Genomic DNA, 22,006 nt, shown 5'->3' with positions numbered 1-22,006 from the left:
CGGCGTCGCTCTGTCCCCGAATCGGAAAGGCTCGCGCATGGGAGGACGACCCCACCTCCCTCTTTCCATGCGACCCATGCGACTCTCCCTCTTCCTCCTCGCCGCGTTCGCGCTGGTGCTCCCGGCCCAGGCGGCCATCATCCACGTCGACTCTGGCACGGACAACGGCGTCGGGTGCACGCTACGCGAGGCCCTGCGCGCGGCACGCGACGACGCCCCTTTCGGCGGCTGCACGACGGGCTCGTCGGGGGTCGACACAATCCTGCTGGACGTGCCGGCCATCACCCTCTTCTCGACGCTCAACATCGAGAGCACCGTCGTCATCAACGGCAACACCAGCGGGCTGACCACCATCGAGCAGACGCAGACGAACGCCAACGTCTTCTTCGTCAACTCCATCGTTGAGGCGTTCGAGTTCGTCGACCTCCGCGTGACCGGCGGCGAGGGACCCTCGGGCGCCGGCGTGCTCATGGGCGGCTCCACGCTGGGCATTTTCCGGAACTCGACCTTCGAGGGCAACACCGCCTCGGAGAGAGGCGGAGCCATCGCGGCGTTCTTCGACGCGAGTCTTCTCATCAGCAACACGACGTTCATCGACAACCGGGCGCTCGGGTCCCCCGCGCAGTCCTCCTGGACGGGTGGGGGCGCCATCTATTTCGACGGGGACACCGCCGACATCAACAACAGCACCTTCACCAGCAATCGAGCCCTGACGGGCAACGGTGGCGGGGCGATCTACGCGAATACATCCACAGCCGTCGGGGTCACGGGTTCGCTGTTCACGACCAACCGCACCAGGAACGAGGGGGGGGCGATCCTGTCGGACGGGCTCCTCATCCTCTCGAACACCACGTTCGACGGCAACACGGCGCTGGACGGCATCAGCCTGGGCGGGGCAGTCGCCGCGCGTGCCGGGGCCGACATCGATGACAGCACCTTCCTCAACAACTCGGCGGATACCGGAGGGGGCGTGTACTGCGCGGACTCCCTGGAACTGACCGGCGTGTTGTTCGACGGCAACCGGGCCGTCGGTGAGGCGCTCGGAGACGGCGGCGCCGGTGTTTACTGTGCCGGGACCGACATCACCGTCGAGGGCGGCGAGTTCGTCGGCAACCGGGCGTTCGGGGTCCGCGGCGTCGGCGGCGGCGTGTTCCTGAACGGGGGGTCCCTGGTGGTCAGCGGGGGGACGGCCTTCCGTCTGAACCGGGCGCAGCGAGGCGGCGGCGCCATCGACGTCCAGGGCGACGCGCTGGTCACGATCTCGCAGGCGAGCCTGACCGAGAACGTGGTGTCGGGCGGCCCGGGCGACGGGGGCGCCATCCGTGCCGTGGGGGCAGATGCGGAGGTCTACCTCACGGGACTCCAGTTCTCGGACAACGAGGCGAAGGGCTCCGGCGGCGCCGTGTGGGCCGGCGAGGGGGCCCGCCTCGACGTGTTCGGCGGGGAGTTCGCGAACAACTTCGCCCGCGGCCAGGCCGAGGGGGAGGGCGGCGGTGCGATCGCCGTCACGGGCGTCGGCGGGCCGGTGCTGATCCGCAACGCGACGTTCACGCGCAACGAGGCGAAGGGCCTCCGCGGCGTCGGCGGCGCGATCGTGGTGGACGAGGCGACGGTCCAATTCCGGTCGCTCGCCATGCTCTTCAATCGCGGCAACAGCGGCGGCGGCGGCCTCGCGATCCTCGACGGCGGAACGGTCGACTGGGTCTCAGACGCACCGGGTGTGACGCTGAGCACCGTCCTCGGCAACACGACCGGCCGCGCGCCGGGCCACGGCGGCGGCATCTACATCCCCGGCGACGGCTCGCTGTCGATCTCGGAGGCGCGGATCGCGGACAATGAGGCCTGGAACCAGGGCGGCGCGCTCTGGGCGTCGGGCACGAGCGACGTGACGCTCTTCGATGTCTGGGTCGAGGGCAACGCCGCCCGGCGCGAGGGCGGCGGGATCTACCTCGCGAGCGGTGGGGCCAACGACTTTACGGTGACGCAGGCGCTCTTCGAAGGCAACAGCACGCCTCAGCGCGGCGGCGGGTTCTTCGCGGCGACGGACGCGCGCGCGGCGATCCGCAACACGACGTTCACCGCCAACACGGCCCGTCTCGGAGCGGCGGCCTTCTCGACCGACGCCGTGCTCCAGTTCGACAGCGCGACCATCGCGGGCAACACGGCCGAGGTGGGCGGGGGCGGCCTGGGCAACACCGACGGCCCCACGCGGCCGGTCCGCCTGAAGAACACGATCGTGGCCGACAACGCTCCGAACGACCTCCAGGGACGGTTCGGGTCGGACGGAGACAACATGATCGGGACGTCGCCGTCCCCGGTCCAGTTCGACGCCCAGCCGAGCGACTTCCTCGCGACCGATCCGTTGCTCCTGGCGCTCGCCGACAACGGCGGCTTCACCAAGACGATGGCACTCGCCTCCGGCAGCCCGGCCGTCAACGCAGGAAGCACGACGCTCCAGTTCGACCAGCGGGGCTACGTCCGCACGTTCCCCATCACGGACACGGACGACATCGGCGCCTTCGAGCAGGGCTCGATCCCCCCGTCGGCGCAGATCGCGTCCGGCGCGGAGACGGCGCCCGTCGCGCGGGCCGCGGCGGATGCCAGCGACGCCGAGCCCGTCCGCCTCGGTGCGGTGACGCCCAACCCCGTCGCCGGGCGCAGCCGGGTCACGTTCTCGGTCGCCGAGGCGCAGCCCGTGACCGTGTCGCTGGTCGACATGATGGGCCGCCGCGTGCGCTCGCTCTACGACGGCACGCCGACGGCCGGTGAGCCGGTGCAGGTGACCATCGAGGCGGCCGGTCTCGCATCGGGCGTCTACGTGATCGTGCTGAACGGGGAGACCGTCCGCGCGACGCGCCGGGTCAGCATCGTCCGGTAGTCGATTGTGCATGTACTCAGCGGGGCCGCTTCCTGAAGGAGGCGGCCCCGCTGTCGTGCCGTCCCAGAGGGCTACCGCACGACCGTCACCGTCCGTGCCACCACGGCCCCGCCCGCCTCGACGCGAACGAGGTAGACTCCGGCGGGCAGCCCCGACAGGTCGGCTGCGATCCGGTGAGCCCCGGCGCCCAGCGGCCCCTCGTGAAGGACCCCCACGCGGCGGCCCAGCAGGTCCGACAGCGTCACCGAGGCGGAGGAGGGCGCGTCGAGCGTGAGCGTCACCGTGGTGCCGCCGTGCGCTGGGTTGGGCGCCGTCGTCAGCGACAGGCCGCCGGACCGGGCATCTGGCTCGTCAGCCGTGCCGCCGCGGACGAGGGCGGTGGCGGCGTAGGCGTCGACCTTGCCGTAGCCCCACTGTGTATTCGGGACGACGCCCGTGAAGGCGTCTGTGCGGGCCGTCTGTTCGAGCGCAGCGCGGACCTGAGCCGCGTCGAGGGTGGGGTCGGCGTCGAGCAGCAGCGCCACGATGCCGGTCACGACCGGCGCCGCGCCGCTCACGAAGCCGAGCACCCCGTAGGGTGCGTCACCGTCCCGGATCACACTGTAGCGGGCGGTCGCGAAGATGGAGCGGGGCGCGTACGGCGTGATGTTGCCCTGGCCAGGGGCGCTCACCGCGATGCCGAGGCGGCCGTCGTAGGTCGGGCCGACGCCGCTGCCGGGCCAGAGCTCGCCCATGCCGACATCGTTGCCGGGGTAGGTCTGCGTGGCGCCATCCACGTCGGTCCACGTCGGCTGGAGGACGTACGAGTTGACGGGCAGGTTGTCGCGTGCTGCGGCGGCGTCCCAGACGGTGTAGCCCGCCTCGGCGTACGTCTCGAAGACGTTGTCCGGACGGCTGTAGAGGGTCGAGGGATTGAGCGAGGCGTCGAAGCGGCCGTCGGCGACGGACGTGCCGGTGAGGCGGACGGTGAAGGTGCCGGCCGCGCCGCTGAAGTCGATCAGGATCTCGCGCGTGGCGCTGGCAGCGCCGAAGAAGTCGACGCCGTCGCCGTTGTGGTAGTAGACGAAGCCGGAGCCGGAGCCGCTCGCGCGGGCCCCGTTCGCGGGCGGGGCGTAGGGGCCGGTGACCGCTCCGTTCGGGGAGACCACCTCGACGGTGAACCGGTCCGAGGCCGGGTACCAGAGGTTCAGGCGGAGCGCGCCCGCGTGACCCTTCCGGATGCGAATCTCGGCCGTCTCGCCCTGCGTGACGGTCCCGCCCGCGTGGTTGTCGACGCCGCCGTCGTCGCTCGATCCGGTCAGGAAGACGCGCCCGGGGATGCCCGCCCCGAACCGCTCGTCGATGACCCGCGCGATCGTGCTGGTGCCGTCCATCGGGCCGCCGACCGACCCGAAGTTGGCGAGGATCACAACGGGCTTGCCCTCGGCCGTCGCCATCGCGTCCACGAAGTCGAGCGCGGCGGGGAGCAGCGCGGGATTGTAGAACGGCGCCTCGGCAGGCTCGCCGTCGTGGGCCGCCGCGCCCTCGGTCGTGAACTTGACGATCACGAGGTCGGCGTCGGGGGCGACCCCGGTGTAGAGGCCGTCGCTGGCGCGCCCGTTGCCCGCCGCGATCCCTGCGGATGCGGTCCCGTGGCCGACCGCGTCCCGGCCGCCAGCGCGGCGTCGATCTCGGCGCGGGTGTAGACCGTCCCGACGCCCCACGGGTTGTCGGGGGCGTTCGCCCCGCTGTTGTCGGTCAGGTCCAGTAGCGCGACGACGCGGGTGGTCCCGTCCGCGTTGCGGAAGTCCGGGTGCTCGACGTCGAGCCCGCGGTCCAGGACGGCGACCAGCGCGCCGGAGCCGGTCAGCCCGAACTCGGAGCGGACGCGGTCGACGCGGGTCTCGGCGTGGACGCCGTCGGTCTGCTGGGCGAGCGCCGGGAGTGCAGCGAGCGCGACGAGCAGGAAAGGGACGAGTCGGCGAGGCATGGGCGCAGCGCAGAGAGTGGAGACCCTTCTCAAAGCGTCGTTCCGGGCCGAACCGGCTCACCCTCTGGCCCCTGGCCTAGTCGATGCTCACGCGGATCGAGTAGGCGCCCACCTCGCCAGCGTCGAAGGAGTTGGCTCCGATAGCGTAGATCCCGGCCTGGAGGGTGCGCTCGATGGCCGCGTTCAGGTTGCCCTCGCTCACGTCATCGTTCTGGTCGAGGAGCGCGCCCGACGGGCTGAAGAGGAAGAGGTACGGGTCGACCTGGCTGGACGAGTGCTCGATGTACACCGAGGCCGTCTCGTCGATCTCGAACGCGTAGTAGTCGATGAACGAGTCGTCGTCGAGTTGGCAGTCGCCGGCGGCGAGGGAGCCGCTGACGTTCGCGTCCGTCGAGATGGCGCGGACGTCACAGTCGAAGGCCGCTTCGAGGGCGGACACGTCGATCGAGTCGGGGCCTCCCGAGTCGCAGGCGGTCAGCAGGAGTGGGAAGGCGAGGGCTGCGAGGGCGGCCCGGCCGAGGCGGTAGCGCATGGTCGAGGGCGGAGGAGAGGGCGGACACCTGGAAGAACGGGATCTCTCCGGTTTCGAAGTCACCCGCTCCAAGTGGCCGGCCTGCGCGGACGCGTCGCCCAGCTCGACTCAGCGGGCCCCCTCCGGCCCCAGGTCGAGGGCGGACGAGACGACCGGCGCCTCGGCGGCCGTCTGCCACGCGACCTCGGGCCACCACCGCTCGATGGGCTGGGGCGCGGCGGGCTCGACGGGTTCTCCCGGTCGTGGCACGACGAGGGGGACGCCTGCCACCTGGGCCGCCACGACGATGCGCTCGGCGGGCTCCGTCCATCCGTGGAAGGCGAGGTTGAACGTCCCCCAGTGGACCGGCACCAGCAGGCCGCCTCGCGCGTGCTGGACGGCGCGGACCGCCTGCTCCGGCCCCATGTGGACGTCTGCCCAGCCCTGGTTGTAGGCGCCGATCTCGGCCAGCGTCGCGTCGAACGGTCCGAGGCGATCGCCCACCTCGGCGAAGTGGGGCCCGAAGCCACCGTCGCCGGTGGCGTAGACGCGGTAGGTCTCTCCCAGGATGGCCCACCCGCACCAGAGCGTGCGGTTGCGGTCGTCGAGGAAGCGGCCGGAGAAGTGGCGCGCGGGCGTGCAGACGAGGCGCAGGCCGTTCACCTCGGCCTCGTCCCACCAGTCGCGCTCCGTGATGCGGTCCGCCGGGACACCCCAGCGCTCCAGGTGCGCGCCGACGCCCAGCGGGCACACCCAGCGCGGCACCGTCGGGGCGAGCTGGCGGACCGTCGCGGCGTCGAGGTGGTCGTAGTGGTCGTGCGTCAGCACCACGGCGTCGAGGTCGGGCACCTCGGCGAGCGGCAGCGGCGGCTCGAAGAACCGCGCGACGCCGAAGAGCGGCCCCGGCGAGGCGTTTCGGCTGAACACGGGGTCGATCAGAACACGTCGGCCTTCCAGTTCGACCAGCGTCGTGCCGTGGCCGAGCCACGTCAGGCGGAGGTTCGTCGGCGCGTCGAAGTCGGCGCGGGTGCGGGCGACGGTGGGCACCGGCTCGCTCGGCTGGCGCGTCTCGCGCCCTCCGAATAACCACTCCAGGATGGTCCCTGGTGACCCCATCGACTGCATCGGGAGCGGGTTGCGGAAGGCGGCACCGTCCCACTGCGGGGAGCGGCGCATGCGGTCGAGGCGGTCGCCTTCGGGACGCGCGCCGAAGACGGGGAGGCGGGTGGCCGCGACGGCGGCTCCGATGGTCACGCCAGCGAGGGAGGCGGTGGCGAGCAACGTGCGAGACAGGGGCATCGGCAACGTAAAGGCGGTTTCGGGGAGCGAGAGCGCACATCGACGGCACGGTCGGGGCACGTCGGAGAGAGCCTCCGCGCGCGACCGTCCACCCGACTGGAATCGCTCGACATGGGGAGGAGGCAGAGTACCGATGCTCATGCTGTATGTTTCAGTGATTGAACCATTCGATTGTGAAAGCACTGCGTGGGGGCGCGTACCTTGCCACCCCGCTGCCTGGCCTCATGTCTGCCCCGTCTGCCGATCACGTCCGTGCCTTCTCGACGACGCTCCGCGTGCTGGGCCTTCTGTTCGAGCGGGTCGCTGCCGAGTCGTCGGGCGCACACGAGGCCCTGAGCAAGCAGGAACTGCGCGCCGTCGACGTGCTGGGGGTCCGCGGCCCACTCCGGATGGGTGCGCTGGCGGATGACCTTCGGGTGGGGCAGAGCGCCGTGACACCGCTCGTGGACCGCCTGGAGTCGGCAGGCACGGTGGTGCGCCGGAGGAGCGAGGCCGACCGGCGCGTGTGGCACGTCGCGCTGACCGACGCGGGCGAGGCGGTCTTCCAGGCCGAGCGCCGGGCCTACGAGCGGGTGGCGGCGGCCATGTTGGAGCCCCTTCCCGAGGCCGACCGGGTGACGTTGCTGTCGCTCCTGGCGCGCGTCGAGCAGGCGGTGAGCGCGGGCGAGTAGGCGAAGGGGGTGTGGAGCGAGAGGTTCGGGGGCGTCTTCCCTGGAGGACATTTTTCGGCCGTTGTGGCCGGATTCGGACGAAATGTGGCTTCGGCATAGCGGTTGAGTCACGGAGATGTGACCTCGCCCGTCCTTGTCGCGGCTCTCGAACTGCGCCCCACCCAGCGCGACCGCGCCTCCACCACACCTCCACTGAGATGAACCGATCGCTTCTACCGATGGCCGCCCTCGCTGGCCTTCTCGCGCTGACCGGCTGCGCCGAGCTCGGCTACGCCAATGGACGCTACGGGGACTATGGCGACTACCGCCGAGCCCCCGTCCCGACCCGCAACGACAACTACGGCCGCACGTCGCGCTACCGGAGCAGCGTCGAGCGGGACGCCCGCCAGTACGTCGACCAGCTCGACCGCCACCTCCGCATTTCGAACCGGGAAGAGCGGGAGATCCGCGACCTGCTCATCCGGCGGACCTACCAGCTTCTCGACCGGACGGCCTACAGCCGTCACGGAAGCGTGTACCCATTCCCCCGCCACTATGGCGAGGCGCGGGGCTGGTGGGCGCAGATCGACCGTGACATCGAGCGCATCCTCGACCGTCGCTACTGGGAGCCGTACCGCTACTACAACCGCTACGGGAGCGTTCGGTACACCGACTACTACCGCTACCGTCGCTACGACCAGCGCCGTGGCTGGTACGACACGCGCCGCAACGACCGGCGCTACGACAACGACCGGCGCGACGACCGCCGATATGACGACGGCCGTCGTGACCGCCGGGCGGATGAGCGTCGGGCCGAGCAGCGCCGCGAGGAGCAGCGCCGGGCCGACCGGCAGCAGGACCGTCGCCGGGAAACCCGTCAGGATCGCCGGGAGACCCGGCAGGACCGTCGTGAGGACCGTCGGGAGACGCGGCAAGATCGCCGGGAGACGCGGCAGGATCGCCGTCAGGAGACCCGGCGGGACCGTCGTCAGGATCGCAACACGCCTGCCCGGACAGATCGTCGGGACAACGACCGTGGGTCCTCGCGCTCGGCGGACCGCCGCTCCGACCGGGACAACGACCGCTCCAACGATCGCCGTCGGCGCGGCAACGATGGGTAGAACGCCCTGAGCGTTCCCCTGACGCGCCCGCTCTGGCTCCGGCCGGGGCGGGCGCGTGTCGGTTCAGGGCATGCGCTCGCCCGCTGAGATCGCGACCTCCAGCGTGTTCTCGGCCGGGGGGAGCGGGCACGAGTACGTCGGGTTGTAGACGCAGTACGGGTTGTAGGCCTGGTTGAAGTCGAGCGCGTAGCGCCCTGTCGGCTCTACTCCCAGGTCCAGGTACCGGCCCCCTCCGTAGGTCTCGGTCCCTGTGGTGGCGTCGCGGAACGGGACGAAGAGGCGCGGCGTGGCACTGCCGACCAATTGAAAGGCCTCCAGCCGTCGCTCCACGCCGCCCACCTCGAACACCAGATGGCCGGACTGGGCGTAGCGTTGCAACTCGCCGGTGGTCGTGGGGAACGTGACGGTGTCCTGCGAGAGCGAGGGAACGAGGACGGCTGGGACGGCGAACGTCGAGTCGTAGTCGTAGTACGCGACCTCGGGGTCGGCGCCGGGCAGAAAGGGCGAGTCCGGCGAGCGAAACAGCGAGTCGCGGCTCGCGGCCCACTGCTCCCAGCTCGCCCGCAGTGCGGCATGGTCCAGCGTCGGCCCAGGCGGCTCCGACGAGCAGCCGACGAGCACGGCGGCGAGGACGAGGAGGCGGGTCACGGAGGTGGGTAGAGGGGAGGCACCAAGCTACGCCCCTACCTTTGGGGCCCTCCCGACGTCGCCATGTCCCGCGTCCTGCCGCTCGCGCTGTTGCTCCTCGCCGCCGTCGGTGCGAGAGCCCAGGCGCCGTCCCTCGAGATCACCTTCGCGACGCCCGGCGTCACGTTCGCCCACCCACTCGGCGTCGAGACCACGCCCGGCCAGCCAGGGAGGCTGTACGTGCTGGAGCAGGGCAACCCGCCCCGGGTGATGACGCTCCTCCCGGGCGACGCCGCGGCGACGGTGTTCCTCGACCTCGGCGATCGCGCCATCGCGCAGGGCGAAGGCGGCCTGCTCGGCCTCGCGTTCCACCCGGACTACGCCACCAACGGCCGCCTGTTCGTGTCCTACACCGCACCGGTCGCGTCCCCGCAGGCGGGCGTCCGTGTGCTCGAATCGCGCATCTCCGAGTTCGCGCGGGACGCCACCGATCCGCTCCGCGCCGACCTCTCGTCCGAGCGCATCTTGCTGGCCGTGGACCAGCCCGCCGACAACCACAACGGCGGCACCATCGACTTCGGCCCCGACGGCCACCTCTACGTCGGCCTCGGCGACGGCGGGGGCGGCGGCGACCCGTTCGGCAACGGCCAGGACGTGACGTCGCTCCTCGGCGCGATCCTCCGCATCGCCGTCGACGACGTGCCGGAGGGCCAGGCCTACCGGATCCCCGACGACAACCCGTACGCGATGACCGACGGCCCCGAGCGCGACGAGATCTTCGCCTACGGCTTCCGCAATCCGTTCAAGTTCGACGTCAACGGCGCGGGGGTCTGGGTGGGCGATGTGGGGCAGGACACCTGGGAGGAGGTCGACCTCGTCGTGGCGGGGGGCAACTACGGCTGGAACGTGGTCGAAGGGCCGGCCTGCTATCCGCCGGGGACCAGCACCTGTGGGCAGGAACTCTACGAGGCGCCGGTGTTCTCGTACCCGCATGACTTCGCGACGGGGGGCTACTCGATCACCGGCGGCTACGTGATCGAGGACGTGGATCTCGCCCTCTCGGGGTCCTACCTCTTCGGCGACTTCGTGACGGGGCGCCTCTGGGCCCTCGACCCCGGCGCGACGGAGTCGACGCTGCTCGCGAGCACGTTCCCGCGTGCGAGCGGTGGAGAGGGGACGATCAACCTCTCGTCCATCGACCCGGACGGCGCCGACATCCTGGTGACGGACTACGCAGGCACGATCTACCGCATCGTGCGCACCGCCACGGATGCCGAGCCGGCTCCCGAGGCGGGAGGCCTCCGGCTGGCGGGCCCCAACCCGTTCCGCGACCGGACAGCGCTGGCCCTCGGCGTGACCGGGCCGGTCCGGGTGGTGCTGGTGGACGTGCGCGGCCGGGAGGTCGCGGTGCTCTGGGACGGCCCGGCACCGCCGCGGTCGGTCCCGGTGGACGCGTCGACGCTGGCGCCCGGCGTGTATGCGGCCGTCGCCACGACCGCCCACGGCGAGCGCGCCTCGGTCCGCCTCGTCCGCGTCCGGTAGTGTAGCGCGTGCGAGGGGTTGAACCGGCGGTCTGGATCGCCGATACCCGAGAGGTCACCTCAGCCATCGCCATGTCCGCCACGTCCCGTCTCCGCGCGCTCTTCCTCCTGTCCGCCCTGGGCGGGCTCGTCGCCGTGGTCGGTCTGAGCCCTGCGCCTGCCGAGGGGCGGTCGACCGGCGCCAACCCCGGCTTCGCGGGGCACTTGCTTCGGTCCGACGGGTCGCCCCAGACGTGCGCGGTGTGCCACAACTCGTTCGACCTCAACGCGGGCACGGGCAGTGTGTCGGTGGAGGTCGCGCAGACCGCGGCGCCCGGCGAGACCGTCCCCATCACGATCACCGTCGACAACCAGACGCCGCCGTTCTCGGCGGGGTCGGCGCGGCAGGGCTTCGAGGTGACCGTCCGCGACCCGGACAGCGGCGCGTTCCATGGGCGCTTTCTGCTGGCCGATCCGGCGAACACCGCGTTCGCGGGGTCGGGGGCGAGTCGCGATACCACGTACGTGACGCACACCCTCGGCGGCACCTCGCAGACGACCTGGGTGGTGAACTGGGTACCCAGGAACCCCGAGGCCGGGGAGTCGGGCGTCGTCCGGGTCTACGTCGCCGCGAACGCCGCCGACGGCAACGGCACCACGTCGGGTGACTACGTCTACACGGCGACCGCGGACGTGGTGCTGCCGACCGCCGACACGCCGGCCTCTCCGAGGAGCGGGTTCTCGGTCGGGACGCCGTGGCCCAACCCGCTCCGCGCTGGCCGGACCGCCCGCCTTGGGGTCGCGATGGACCAGCCCGGCGAGGTGACGGTGACGGTGCTCGACGGCGTGGGCCGAGCCGTCCGCGCGACGGAGCGGCGGGCACTGGCCTCGGGGACCTCGGCGGTCGAGGTGAGCACAGACGGGCTGGCGGCGGGCCTCTACTTCGTCCGGGTCGAGGGGCCCGGAGGGCGTCAGGCCCGGCCCCTCTCGGTCGCCCGCTGAGGGTCGTGTGGGGACACGAGGCGGCGCCGGACGGACGCGTGTCCGGGTGCGCTGGCATTCCCACTGCTCGACGTATTGCGTCCTGAGATGCAACAGCCGATCCCTATAAAGAGTCGTCTCAACCTTGTCCCCCTGGCTTCTCCTGACCCCACTGGGCTTCCTCCGGACGAGGAGGCCCTCCAACCCCAGACGCCGGTCGAAGCCGGGCTCCGTCTGATCACGTACCACCTCGGGGTGCCCGCGGCGCTCCTGTTCACGGCCGACGCGGCCGGGGCGCTCCACCTCGCGTCCGCGGTGGGCTCCTGGGGCGACGACCCGAGCACCATCCAGGGCCTCGTCGACCGGCTCGGTGGGGGAGGGGTGGATGTGCTCGATGTGGCCGGCACCATCGAGGGCGTCCGGTTCGTCGCCGGCGCTCGCCTCGGCGACGGCGACGGCGCGCTGTTGGTAGTCGGGTCGGAGGCGCACGACCCCAGCGAAGCCTGGACCGAAGCGTTCGCGACGGCCAGCCAGCTGGCCCTCGGCCTGGTTCGCTCGCTGCCCGGCGCGCTGGATCTGGGCCGCCTGCTGCACGAGGTGGCCGTCCACCCTGGCACGTTCGAGGACCGCCTCGGCCTCGCGCTCCAGCAGGCCACGGAGATGCTGGGCCTCGACGGCGCCGCCTTCGTCCACATCGACCGCGGGCTGTGGATGCCGCAGACCGTGTACGACCCCTCGGAGCGGCTCGTGCCGGTGCGCCCGATTGCGCTGGGCGAGACGTTCTGCGCGATCACCGTCCAGACCGACGGGCCGTTCGGCGTGGAGGACGCAGCCGCGTCGCCGGCCGGACCGGCCTCGCCTGGCGCCTACATCGGCGCGCCGGTGTTCGTGCAGGGGCGCTGCGTGGGCACGTTCTGTGTGGTCGGCCACGGGCCGCGTGCGCGGCCCTTCTCGGACGCCGACCGCGCCCTCGTCGAGTCGCTCGCCCGCTGGATGGGGGCGTCGGTGCAGGGCTCCACGACCGCCCGCGAACTCGCCGACCGCGAGGCCGACCTGGCGGGCTTCTTCGACGGCGCGCCCATGGGCATGGGCATCGTCCGCCTCCTCGACGGCGACCTGGAGTTCGTCCGCGTGAACGCCACGGCCGCCACGGCGCTCGGCGCCACGCCCGAGGCCATCGCCGGGCAGCGCGCCACCGACCTGGGGCTCGGCGGGCGGATCGGTCGCCAGTGGCTCGCCGCCTGCCGCCGTGCCCTCGAAGACGGCACCGCCCAGCGCTTCGACGTCGACGCCGGCACGCCGGACCGCCCGCGCCGCATGGCGACCACGGTCTCGCGCATCGACGCGGACGACGAGGTGCCGCGCTTCGCGTTCATCGTCGAGGACCGGTCGCTCCGGGGCCTGGAGGGCGGCCCCTCGCCGGTCGAGGCGCTGCTCGCACACGCGCCGCTCGCCCTGTTCGCTGCCGACCCGGCCGGCCGCCTCGTCATGAGCGGAGGACGCGGCCTGGACCTCCTCGGCCTGTCGCTCGACACGTCCCGGGGGCGACTCCTCGGCGACCTGTTCGCCAGCGCCCCGAAGGCCGCCACGGGCATCGCCGACGCGCTCGCGGGCCACGACGCCGCGTGGCTGGTCGAGGTTGGCGACCGGGCCTTCGAGATCCGCGTCCAGGGCCGGGCCGACCGTGCCGGGCAACCGGCCGGACTCATCGGCGTCGCGCTCGACGTCACGGGGCACCATGCTTCGACGTCTCGGATCGCCGAGGCCGAGGCCCGCAAGGCGCTCCTCAAGCACCTCGACCACGAGATCCGCTCGCCGCTCACCTCCATCCTCGGCTACGCCGACCTGCTGGAGGAGCACCCGTCGCCGGAGGATCTCGCCGAGGTCCGAGGCGTGATCGGCCGGGCAGGGGAGCGGCTCATGGCCGCCCTCGACGAGATGGCACTCCTGGGGGGCGAGGCCGCGGCCTCGCCTCCGGAGCCGACCGATCCGTGCGCCGTGCTGATGCGGGCGGCGGAAGGCAGCCGCACGGCCGCCGAGGCGCGACGGCTGTCACTCAACCTGTGGTGTTCGCTCCCCGACGAGCCCTTGTTGATGGATGCCGCCCTGTTCGAGCGCCTGCTGCGGACGCTCATCAGCGGCGCCGTCGCGACGGCCCAGGGCGCCTGCGTCGACGTTCGGATGAAGGCCTCGGGGCCTGTCGGCATGGAGATCGTGGTGACGGGCGGAACGCCAGGGACCCTCTTCGGACTCCGGGAAGCCTACGTGCCGCGCCTCGCCGAGGCGCTCGGGGGCAGCGCTCGCTATCTCGACGGCGACCCGCCGGGCTGGTCGCTCCGCCTGCCTCGCCAGCAGGTCCCCGTCGTGGACCTGCCCGAGGTCGACCACCCCGCTCGCGCGGTGGGCTGGGCCGACGGCGGCACCGGTGAAGCCCCGGCGATGGTCTTCCCCGTCGAGGCGTCCTAGGTTTCCAGGGCACCGCCGCCCCGACCGTGTCCGACTCCGCGCCGTTCGTCCCCGAGTATGCCAAGCCCGACGCTCCCGGCGTCCACATGGGCTTCGACAATTCGGTTGCCCTGTACCACGTGGTCGTCCCGGAGGAGACGTTCGAGCAGGCCGCGCAGGCCGTGTTCGGGCTGCTCCGCGACGCCCAGGCGCGCTTCCCTGGCTGGCCGCGCGTCTTTTACCTCGACATCGCAGGCCACCAGGGCGACGCCGGCGGCTTCGACCCGGACTTCTACGAGTTCCAGCAGGACTTCCTGTTTTCCACCATCGCGCCGTTCGTGACGGCCCTGGAGACGCCGCTGACGGGCTCGCTTCTCAACCCGGAGCCCCAGCGCAACGACGTCCCGGACCGCCTCAACATCGGCGAGGACACGCGGCCGCACGCCGGGCAGGTCATCGGCGACCACTGACGCCCGTCGGCCCGCCTCGGTGCCGAGGCGGGCGGGAGCAAGAACTAGCTCAGGTCATAACTCCGCTGAATGAGCGGCTCCATCCGGCGGAGATCCTCCATGGAAGAGATCGTCAACTCTAGGTCTCCGGTCCCGTAATGACCGATCCCACGCATGTCACGGAGGCCGGAGTCACCCGCGACATCGACATCGTCGGGAGAGACCTTGAGGTAAGCCATCACGTTTCGAGTTTTCGTGTGGACCTCGACACACGCGAAGTTTTTGAGCCGCTTGAAGGCGACGTAGTACTTCAACGTCTTCTCCTGCACGTCGTCACCGAGTGAGAGGCAGAACGCCCGAAGGGCTTCGTAGCGATCTGTGAGTTCCTGGTCCGCATCCGCGATGTACTGGGTGACGCTCTTGTAGCTCGCCGGGCCAGAGGAGGGCGAACTGGAAGCAGCCGTTGGAGCCGTCGAGGTCTGATTGACGAGTTCCAGCAGGAGGAGGTCGCCGCCGTAGCGACGGTACCGGATCAGCTCGATGTTGCGGTTGATCTGCTGGACGGCGTGCTCGTCGTAGCGGGTGAAGTCTTGTGCGATGCAGAGGAGTCGCGGACTCGACCACTCGATTGCGGTCGATGCGTCATGGCCCAGCGTGTCCATGACGAGGAGTCGAAACTCTGCCTTGTGGTCGAACAGCCAGTCCAGGTAGAACAGGCCCTGGTTGATGACATTCTCGTTCGAAGACCGCTTGTACTCGATGATGACAGGGCATCCGTTCTCGTCGATTCCCAGTGTGTCGATCCTACCGCCGTGCTTCGCTCCCGTCGAGTGTTCCGACGTGAGGAATCGAACCCCGAGGAAGGCATCGAGGTGACGTTCGATGAGGGCCTGTAAGCTTTTCTCGAGGTGGAAGCCCTCAGGGGTGAGTTCGGATACGGCGCCGGCTTCGGTGCGGAAGAGCTTGATGTCGCTCATGGAGTAGCTCGTGGCCAGAGGGCGGGGTGGACTGTCAGGAGGTGTGCAGAAAGGTAGTCGGCTCGTGCCAGTCGGCCCGCCTCGGTGCCGAGGTGGGCGGGGTGACGGTCGTTCGCGCCGGCTCCAGTATCGTGAGGCACACGCCCCCCGTTTCCCGATGCGCCTCGTCGCTCTCCTGCTCCTCGTCGTCCCCGCCCTCGCCCGCGCCCAGGTCGGCGTGGACCTCACGGTGGGCCCCATCGTCACCTGGACCGAGGACGTCTCGGGCTTCCAGTTCGACCCCACGGACCCGACGCAGACGCCCCTCGACGGAACCGAGACGTTCTCGATCCCCGCGTCCATCGGGTTCGAGGCCGGGCTGGGGGTCGTGGTGATGCCGGGGCCGGTGGGCTTCCGGGTGGGCGCGCACTTCCTCAACACGTCGGCCGTGCTGGACGAGGACGGCAACCGCTTCAACCGCGAGTCGCTCTCGGCCAGCTTCGTGACGCTCCAACTGGACGCGCGCACCGGGCGCCGCTTCGGCCCGCTGACCGCCTATGCCTTCGGCGGTCCCGAATTCCGCTTCCTGGTGGACCTCTCAGACGAGAACGTGACGTTCGCCAGCGCGAGGGAGGAGGCCCAACTGCTGAGCACCGTCGCCACGTTCGGCGCCGGGCTGACGTTCGAGGTCGGCGGCACGCGGATCGGGCCGAAGGTGGGCTACAGCCTCGACCTGACGGGCGTCGAGGGCGGCGACCTCGTGCTGGACGACGGCACGGCGGTCCGCTTCGACGAGGCGTACAGCGTCGACACGCTGCTCTTCGGGCTCGTGTTCGGCGGCCGGTAGCGCTCGCCTCGGTGCCGAGGCGGGAGGTGCGGGCGGGGCGGTCCGGATATCTTCGGGCCTCGCCTTCCCTCTGCCATGCGCCCGCTCGTCCTCTTCGTCGCCCTCGCCAGCCTCGCCGCCGCGCAGCAGCGGCCCGCGCTCACCATCGAGCAGATCACGCAGGCCCCGGAGACGTGGATCGGCGCGTGGCCGTCGGAGCCGTTCTGGACGGACGCGGGCGACGCGGTCTACTTCGAGTGGAACCCGCGCGGCGCCTTCCCGGCCGACTCGCTCTTCCGTGTGGACCCGGAGGGCGGCACGCCGGTGCAGGTGCCCGCAGCCGAGCGCCGGACCCTCGCGCCGCGCTTCCAGGGGCTCACGTCGGACGGGAGCTACAGCCCGGACCGGACGCGCCGGGCGTTCGTCCGCGGCGGGGACCTGTACGTGCTCACCGTGCGCGACGGTCGCACGGAGCGGATCACCCGGACGCCGGAGCGCGAGTCCCAGCCCCGCTTCCTGGCCGACGGTAGCCTGGTGGTGCGCCGTGGCGACGCGCTCGTCCGCCTGGACGAGGGGCGGTGGTGGACGATCACCGACCTCCGCGAGGGCCGCGCACCGTCCGACCTGGAGCCGTCGCCGCAGGCGGCGTACCTCCGCGACCAGCAGACGCGCCTCTTCGACGTGCTCCGCGAGCGTGTCCGCCGCGACTCGCTCGCCGAGGCGGCCCGCGAGTCCGAGGCCCTCGACCCCGACGCCCCGCCGGTCGTCTACGTCGGCGACCGGTCCGTGGGCGCCCTCGACGCCGACGCCAGCGGCCGGTTCGTCGCGATGACGCTGTCCGACGCCGGCGACTCCGAGCGGACCCGGATGGTGGACTACGTGACCACCTCGGGCGTGGCCGAGGAGATCCGCGCCCGGCCGAAGGTGGGCGGCCCGCGCACCGGCGCCGACCTGATCGTGATCGACGCCGACCGCGACACGACGCTCCAGATCGACCTGACGGTGCTCCCGGGCGCCTTCGATGCGCCCGACTTCTCCGACGCTGAGGCCGACTCGTCGCGCCAGTTCCTGCCCTTCCTGTCGTGGCACCCGACCCAGCCCGGCGTCGCCGTGGTGGACGTGCGGACGGTCGACAACAAGGACCGCTGGCTCGCCCGCCTCGACGCGGCGACGGGCACGCTCACCGTCCTCGACCGCCAGCGCGACGAGGCATGGGTCGCCGGACCGGGCATCAGCTGGTGGGGCGGCGGCAGCGCAGGTGGGTTTCTCCCGGATGGCCGCTACTGGTTCCAGTCCGAGCGGACCGGCTGGAGCCACCTCTACGCCGTCGACCTGACCACGGGCACCGTCGAGGCGCTCACCGAGGGTGCGTTCGAGGTCGAGGAGGCCACCCTCACGGCTGACGGGCGGACGTGGGTTCTGGAAACGTCGGAGGGCGACCTCGGCCAGCGGCACGTCTGGACGATGCCCACCACGACCGGCGGCTTCGCCCGGCGTCGGCAGATTACCGAGGGCGTCGGCAAGTGGGACGCGGCGGTGTCGCCCGACGGGCGGCGGCTGGCGCTGCTCCACTCGACGGCGACGCGCCCGCCCGAGGTGTTCGTCCAGCGAATCGGCGGTGAGGCGGTGCAGGTGACCGAGTCGGTGACGGACGCGTTCGCGGCGTACCCGTGGCGCGAGGCCGAGATCGTCGAGATCCCGGCGTCCGACGGCGCCCGCGTGCCCGCGCGCATCTACCGGCCGGAGACGCCGAACGGCGCGGCCGTGCTGTTCGTCCACGGCGCGGGCTACCTCCAGAACGCGCACCGCTGGTGGAGCGGCTACCCCCGCGAGATGCAGTTCCACAACCTGCTGGCGGATGCGGGGTACGTGGTCCTCGACCTCGACTACCGGGCGTCGGCGGGCTACGGCCGCGACTGGCGGACGGCGGTCTACCGCCACATGGGAGGCCGCGATCTCCAGGACTATGTCGACGCGAGCCGCTACGTGGGCGACGCGTTCGGCATCGACCCGGAGCGCGTCGCGATCTACGGCGGCTCGTACGGCGGCTTCCTGACGCTGATGGCGCTCTTCACCGAGGCGGAGCACTTCGGCGGCGGCGCGGCGCTCCGCAGCGTGACCGACTGGGCGCACTACAACGACACGTACACCCGCAACATCCTCAACTCGCCCCTCGACGACCCCGAGGCGTACCTCCGCTCGTCGCCCATCGAGTTCGCGGCCGGGCTGGAGGACCCACTCCTGATGACGCACGGGCTGGTGGACGACAACGTCCAGCCGCAGGACATCTTCCGGCTGAGCCAGCGCCTGATCGAGCTGGGCAAGCGCGATTGGGAGCTGGCCATCGCGCCGGTCGAGCCCCACGGGTACCGCGAGCCGACCTCGTGGGCGGACAAGCTGCACCGCATCCTCGACCTCATCGAGCACAGCGTCGGCCCCCGCCGCGCGGACGATTCAGAGGGCTGACCCCGCCTACCTCGGTGGCACCGTGGAGGCGCCGAGGTGGACAGAGTCGGTGGGAGCGTGTGCCTATCCTTTGGCACTCACTCCGTCCCGATGCTGCGCCCGCATTTCGTCTGCCTGTTCGTGCTCGCCCTCGCGCTGGGGGCAGGCATGAGCGCGCACGCACAGGGCGCCCTCGACGACACGACCGCCTGGGAGCCGCTCGGCGACGCGCGGCAGCAACTCCAGGCGTTCACCTTCTCCGGTGACCGCGACGCGCCCACCATCTGGGGTGGGGACTCTGGCGTCTACCGCCTCGACCAGATCGACGGGGCATGGGAGCAGGTCTACCTCTTCCCGCAGGGCGGGCCGATGTTGTTCCTGGGCGACCCCTTCGACGAGAGCGGCCCCGACACCCTCTTCGTCGGAGGAAGCCTCTACCGCTCCGTCGATGGCGGCCAGACTTTCGACGGCGTCCTCGAGCCCCCCAACCCCGATGGCAGCAGGCGAAGCCGCATCGGCTCACGAGGCGCCCTCGACCAGTTCCCGCCCGACTCGCCTTACCCCGGCCGCCTCGTCTCGGGCCACTCGCCCGCGACGGTCTACTCCGACGACGGCGGCGACACCTGGACGCGCACGGTGACTTCGCCCCGTCTCCAGACCTTCCGGCTCCACACCTTCCGCTCCGGGCGCGTCGTCGCGGCGGGCTTCTACGGCGCGGTGCTCTCGCGCGACGGCGGCCAGACCTACGCGCCCATCCCGGCGCTCTACGACACGACGCGGATCGGCTTCGACCTGACGGAGATGCTGATGCTCGATGGCTTCGTGACGGGCCGACCGGGCGACTCCACCGAGGGGCGCCTGCTGATCATCGGCACGCAGGCCGGTCGGCCGAGCACCTACGCCTGGACCTCGGACGACGAGGGCGAGACGTGGCGCGAGGTCCACGCCTTCGAGTACGGCGGGACGTGGACGGCGCTCACGGCGGTGCCGACGGAGGTCGGCGGAGGTCCGGGCTGGGCAGCGGCGGCGGACCCGTACCCGGGCCGGGTGTGGGCGACAACCGACGGCGGCGAGACATGGACGCAGATCGGGCGGGTGCCGGGCGTGATGGTGCACTCGGACGGCCACACTACCTACGCCGAGACGGTGGAGACTGGCCCGGACGGCAGGCTGTACGCGGGGACGGTGCGGAGCGGCAACAAGGCGTCGTGGTCGTATCGGTCGCGGGGCCGTGTGGCGGAGGCGATGCAGCCGGTGGCACGCGATCCAGAGCCGGAGGCGCCCGCCTCGGTCGGCGTGTCGGTGTGGCCGAACCCGACCGGCGGAGCCGTGACGGTGCGGCTGTCGCTGGCATCGCCGCAGGCGGTCCGGGTGAGCGTGGTCGACGCGCTGGGCCGCGAGGTGGCGGTGCTCCACGAGGGCGCGGCGACGGACGGCCAGCGGGTTGCGCTAGACGCGGAGGGCTGGCCGGTGGGCGCCTACTCGGTCCGCGTCGTGACCGAGGCAGGAACGGCCAGCGCGGGGCTGACCGTAGCATGGTGAGCCGCGCGGACGACTCCGTTTCGCCGCCTCGGCACCGAGGCAGGGCGGATGACAGGTCGGGCGACCGCAATCGGTAGGGGGAGGATCTCGACCCTCCTTCCGATGCGCCTTCGCTCTGCCCTCCTCGCCCTCGCTCTCGTCGGCACCGCGTCTGCCCAGACGCTCACGCCGCTGGCCGACGTGGACGTCAACGCCCAGCCGTTCTTCGCGCCCTACGTCGACGTGGGCGGCGCCGTCGTCTTCGCCGGGCTCGCGCCGGGCGAGAGCGACTTCCGCCTGTGGCGGACGGACGGGACGCCCGGCGGGACGGTCTCGCTGGATGTCCTGGGCATCGCGCCGAGCGCCCGCGGGCTGGTGCCCTTCGGCGGGCGCGGCTACTTCGTCGCCACCGTCGACGCGGGGAGCGGGCCGGTGACGAACGGTCTCTTTCGGACCACGGCCGACGGGCTCGGCGTGGAGCGGTTTTCGGGCGTCACAGCCATCGATAACGGTGGGCTTGGCCAGCTGACCCCGACGAGCGTCGGCCTCTACTTCACCGCCTGCACGACGGCGGAGGGATGTGAGGTGTGGCGGACCGAGGGCGAGGCGGTCAATCTGGTGCAGGATCTGTGTCCGGGAAGCTGTGACGCCTCGCCGTCGGGTTTTACCGACCTCGGCGGCACTGTGCTGTTCGCGGCGACCGACGGATCGACGGGCGTCGAACTCTACCGCGCTCTCGGGCCTGGGCTGGCGCGCGTGCGCGACATCGTGGAGGGGGCCGGGTCGAGCGCACCGGGCTCACTCCTCGCCTGGAACGGGCAGGTCGTGTTCGCCGCGACGGGGCCCGACGCCGCCGGGGTGGAGGCGGGACGCGAGCTGTGGACGAGCGCGGGCGGCGACGCGAGCCTGGCCGTCGACGCCGCGCCCGGCGCCCTCGGCAGCGCCCCCCAGCCACTCGGCCTCGCAGGCGGGCGCGTGATCGTCCTCGCCCAGCCCGACCCGGCCGTCGGCCCCGAGCCGTACGTGTTCGACGGCGCCACGCTGACGCTCCTCGGCGACATTCGGCCGGGGAGCACCGGCAGCCGCGTCCAGTGCACGACGGGCTCGGCGGAGGCCCGCTGGAACCCGTCCTGCGCCCAGACCGACGACGCGTTCTACCTGCTCGCCCAGCCCGCCACGCTGGACACGCGTCTGTTCGCGACCGACGGTGCGTCGCTGGTCGAGATCCCGGCCTCGACCGGCGGGCGCCTCGCCGGTCCGCTCCTCGCCGACGGGACGGCCGTGATCGTCCAGACGTGCGCGGCGTCGTACACCGACTGCGCGCTGGAGCGCGTCGCGGCGTTCGGCGCCGCCGCCGCGCCGCTGGTGGCGCTGCCCGCGAACAGCCAGGCGGCGTCGCTCGGGTGGCTGGGGGAGACGCTGCTGCTGGAGGTCGGCACGCGGGACCCGGTGACGCTGGCGGTCACGACGCAGTTGATGCGCCTCGACATGGGCGACACGTCGGCCGAGGCGGACCGGTCGGCCTCGGTGCGGCTCTCGGCGCCCGCGCCGAACCCGACGGCGGGGGCGGCCCGCGTCACGGTCGCGCTCGACCGCGCGCAGCGCGTCCGCATGACGCTCGTGGACGCCCTGGGGCGGACGGTGGCGACGATCACGGACGCGGCCCTGGCCGCCGGGACCCACCGGCTGGACGTCGCCACGGACGGGCTTCCGTCCGGCGTCTACGCCGTCGTGCTGGAGGCCTGGGGCGTGCGGGCGCAGACGCGGATGACGGTGGTGCGGTGAGCCAGAGAGGGGAGGGGCGGCGT

General features: G+C 71.8%; 17 protein-coding genes. 11 read left to right on the top strand and 6 right to left on the bottom strand.

Annotated features, from left to right (window positions below; genetic code table 11):
- The first annotated feature begins 76 nt into the window (after nucleotides 1-76).
- Nucleotides 77-2,878, top strand: coding sequence for a right-handed parallel beta-helix repeat-containing protein (locus tag B1759_RS18130; RefSeq protein ID WP_095516489.1), 2,802 nt, complete (start codon nucleotides 77-79; stop codon nucleotides 2,876-2,878).
- 71 nt (nucleotides 2,879-2,949) lie between these two features.
- On the opposite strand, the gene B1759_RS18125 is transcribed toward B1759_RS18130, so the two are convergent.
- The 4 genes from B1759_RS18125 to B1759_RS18110 form a co-directional block, all read right to left on the bottom strand.
- Nucleotides 2,950-4,491 (bottom strand): S8 family serine peptidase, encoded by a 1,542-nt coding sequence (locus tag B1759_RS18125; RefSeq protein ID WP_369811391.1) that lies wholly within the window; start codon nucleotides 4,489-4,491, stop codon nucleotides 2,950-2,952.
- Entirely contained in the window at nucleotides 4,422-4,847 is a 426-nt protein-coding gene (locus B1759_RS18120; RefSeq protein ID WP_095516487.1) for a hypothetical protein, read from the bottom strand. The genes B1759_RS18125 and B1759_RS18120 overlap by 70 nt, the downstream gene beginning before the upstream one ends.
- A gap of 76 nt (nucleotides 4,848-4,923) precedes the next feature.
- Complete coding sequence (locus B1759_RS18115; RefSeq protein ID WP_095516486.1) at nucleotides 4,924-5,379, bottom strand: DVUA0089 family protein; 456 nt, start codon at nucleotides 5,377-5,379, stop codon at nucleotides 4,924-4,926.
- A 108-nt stretch (nucleotides 5,380-5,487) separates the two neighbouring features.
- Nucleotides 5,488-6,657: an MBL fold metallo-hydrolase gene (locus B1759_RS18110; RefSeq protein ID WP_095516485.1), complete on the bottom strand. Its 1,170-nt coding sequence runs from the start codon at nucleotides 6,655-6,657 to the stop codon at nucleotides 5,488-5,490.
- Between the two features lie 224 nt (nucleotides 6,658-6,881).
- Between B1759_RS18110 and B1759_RS18105 the strand changes: the two genes are divergently transcribed.
- Both B1759_RS18105 and B1759_RS18100 read left to right on the top strand, forming a co-directional pair.
- Nucleotides 6,882-7,328 (top strand): MarR family winged helix-turn-helix transcriptional regulator, encoded by a 447-nt coding sequence (locus tag B1759_RS18105; RefSeq protein WP_095516484.1) that lies wholly within the window; start codon nucleotides 6,882-6,884, stop codon nucleotides 7,326-7,328.
- Between the two features lie 218 nt (nucleotides 7,329-7,546).
- Nucleotides 7,547-8,428, top strand: a complete 882-nt coding sequence (locus B1759_RS18100; RefSeq protein ID WP_095516483.1) for a hypothetical protein — start codon at nucleotides 7,547-7,549, stop codon at nucleotides 8,426-8,428.
- A gap of 63 nt (nucleotides 8,429-8,491) precedes the next feature.
- Here the strand turns inward: B1759_RS18100 and B1759_RS18095 are convergent, their stop codons facing one another.
- Complete coding sequence (locus B1759_RS18095; RefSeq protein ID WP_198949015.1) at nucleotides 8,492-9,076, bottom strand: DUF1684 domain-containing protein; 585 nt, start codon at nucleotides 9,074-9,076, stop codon at nucleotides 8,492-8,494.
- Between the two features lie 63 nt (nucleotides 9,077-9,139).
- Between B1759_RS18095 and B1759_RS18090 the strand changes: the two genes are divergently transcribed.
- From B1759_RS18090 to B1759_RS18075, 4 genes are all read left to right on the top strand, one after another.
- Nucleotides 9,140-10,597 carry a sorbosone dehydrogenase family protein gene (locus B1759_RS18090; protein ID WP_095516482.1) on the top strand — a complete coding sequence of 486 codons (1,458 nt, stop codon included), beginning with the start codon at nucleotides 9,140-9,142 and terminating at the stop codon, nucleotides 10,595-10,597.
- A gap of 71 nt (nucleotides 10,598-10,668) precedes the next feature.
- The gene (locus tag B1759_RS18085; RefSeq protein ID WP_095516481.1) at nucleotides 10,669-11,577 is read left to right on the top strand and encodes a choice-of-anchor V domain-containing protein; all 909 of its coding nucleotides are present in this window, start codon (nucleotides 10,669-10,671) and stop codon (nucleotides 11,575-11,577) included.
- Nucleotides 11,578-11,664: 87 nt separating this feature from the next.
- Nucleotides 11,665-14,022: a PAS domain-containing protein gene (locus B1759_RS18080; RefSeq protein WP_095516480.1), complete on the top strand. Its 2,358-nt coding sequence runs from the start codon at nucleotides 11,665-11,667 to the stop codon at nucleotides 14,020-14,022.
- A gap of 26 nt (nucleotides 14,023-14,048) precedes the next feature.
- Nucleotides 14,049-14,471 carry a hypothetical protein gene (locus B1759_RS18075; RefSeq protein ID WP_198949014.1) on the top strand — a complete coding sequence of 141 codons (423 nt, stop codon included), beginning with the start codon at nucleotides 14,049-14,051 and terminating at the stop codon, nucleotides 14,469-14,471.
- A 44-nt stretch (nucleotides 14,472-14,515) separates the two neighbouring features.
- On the opposite strand, the gene B1759_RS18070 is transcribed toward B1759_RS18075, so the two are convergent.
- Entirely contained in the window at nucleotides 14,516-15,427 is a 912-nt protein-coding gene (locus tag B1759_RS18070; protein ID WP_095516479.1) for a DUF5655 domain-containing protein, read from the bottom strand.
- Nucleotides 15,428-15,584: 157 nt separating this feature from the next.
- On the opposite strand from B1759_RS18070, the gene B1759_RS18065 reads away from it, so the two are divergent.
- From B1759_RS18065 to B1759_RS18050, 4 genes are all read left to right on the top strand, one after another.
- Nucleotides 15,585-16,253 (top strand): hypothetical protein, encoded by a 669-nt coding sequence (locus tag B1759_RS18065; RefSeq protein ID WP_095516478.1) that lies wholly within the window; start codon nucleotides 15,585-15,587, stop codon nucleotides 16,251-16,253.
- Nucleotides 16,254-16,328: 75 nt separating this feature from the next.
- A complete protein-coding gene (locus B1759_RS18060; RefSeq protein ID WP_095516477.1) occupies nucleotides 16,329-18,698 on the top strand; it encodes a prolyl oligopeptidase family serine peptidase in 2,370 nt (789 codons plus the stop codon).
- Between the two features lie 90 nt (nucleotides 18,699-18,788).
- Nucleotides 18,789-20,219, top strand: coding sequence for a T9SS type A sorting domain-containing protein (locus B1759_RS18055; protein WP_095516476.1), 1,431 nt, complete (start codon nucleotides 18,789-18,791; stop codon nucleotides 20,217-20,219).
- Between the two features lie 102 nt (nucleotides 20,220-20,321).
- The gene (locus B1759_RS18050; protein WP_095516475.1) at nucleotides 20,322-21,983 is read left to right on the top strand and encodes a hypothetical protein; all 1,662 of its coding nucleotides are present in this window, start codon (nucleotides 20,322-20,324) and stop codon (nucleotides 21,981-21,983) included.
- The last annotated feature ends 23 nt before the right edge of the window (nucleotides 21,984-22,006 follow it).

This window comes from Rubrivirga sp. SAORIC476 (genome assembly GCF_002283555.1).
Lineage (GTDB): Bacteria > Bacteroidota > Rhodothermia > Rhodothermales > Rubricoccaceae > Rubrivirga.
This window is presented reverse-complemented; position numbering and strand designations above follow the sequence as displayed.

Excerpts from the sequence above, each read along its gene's own strand:
- B1759_RS18110 (WP_095516485.1), bottom strand. The coding sequence starts at position 6,657 with ATGCCCCTGTCTCGCACGTTGCTCGCCACCGCCTCCCTCGCTGGCGTG.
- B1759_RS18090 (WP_095516482.1), top strand. The coding sequence starts at position 9,140 with ATGTCCCGCGTCCTGCCGCTCGCGCTGTTGCTCCTCGCCGCCGTCGGT.
- B1759_RS18080 (WP_095516480.1), top strand. The coding sequence starts at position 11,665 with ATGCAACAGCCGATCCCTATAAAGAGTCGTCTCAACCTTGTCCCCCTG.
- B1759_RS18105 (WP_095516484.1), top strand. The coding sequence starts at position 6,882 with ATGTCTGCCCCGTCTGCCGATCACGTCCGTGCCTTCTCGACGACGCTC.
- B1759_RS18085 (WP_095516481.1), top strand. The coding sequence starts at position 10,669 with ATGTCCGCCACGTCCCGTCTCCGCGCGCTCTTCCTCCTGTCCGCCCTG.
- B1759_RS18050 (WP_095516475.1), top strand. The coding sequence starts at position 20,322 with ATGCGCCTTCGCTCTGCCCTCCTCGCCCTCGCTCTCGTCGGCACCGCG.
- B1759_RS18065 (WP_095516478.1), top strand. The coding sequence starts at position 15,585 with ATGCGCCTCGTCGCTCTCCTGCTCCTCGTCGTCCCCGCCCTCGCCCGC.
- B1759_RS18055 (WP_095516476.1), top strand. The coding sequence starts at position 18,789 with ATGCTGCGCCCGCATTTCGTCTGCCTGTTCGTGCTCGCCCTCGCGCTG.
- B1759_RS18070 (WP_095516479.1), bottom strand. The coding sequence starts at position 15,427 with ATGAGCGACATCAAGCTCTTCCGCACCGAAGCCGGCGCCGTATCCGAA.
- B1759_RS18060 (WP_095516477.1), top strand. The coding sequence starts at position 16,329 with ATGCGCCCGCTCGTCCTCTTCGTCGCCCTCGCCAGCCTCGCCGCCGCG.
- B1759_RS18100 (WP_095516483.1), top strand. The coding sequence starts at position 7,547 with ATGGCCGCCCTCGCTGGCCTTCTCGCGCTGACCGGCTGCGCCGAGCTC.
- B1759_RS18115 (WP_095516486.1), bottom strand. The coding sequence starts at position 5,379 with ATGCGCTACCGCCTCGGCCGGGCCGCCCTCGCAGCCCTCGCCTTCCCA.
- B1759_RS18120 (WP_095516487.1), bottom strand. The coding sequence starts at position 4,847 with ATGCCTCGCCGACTCGTCCCTTTCCTGCTCGTCGCGCTCGCTGCACTC.
- B1759_RS18130 (WP_095516489.1), top strand. The coding sequence starts at position 77 with ATGCGACTCTCCCTCTTCCTCCTCGCCGCGTTCGCGCTGGTGCTCCCG.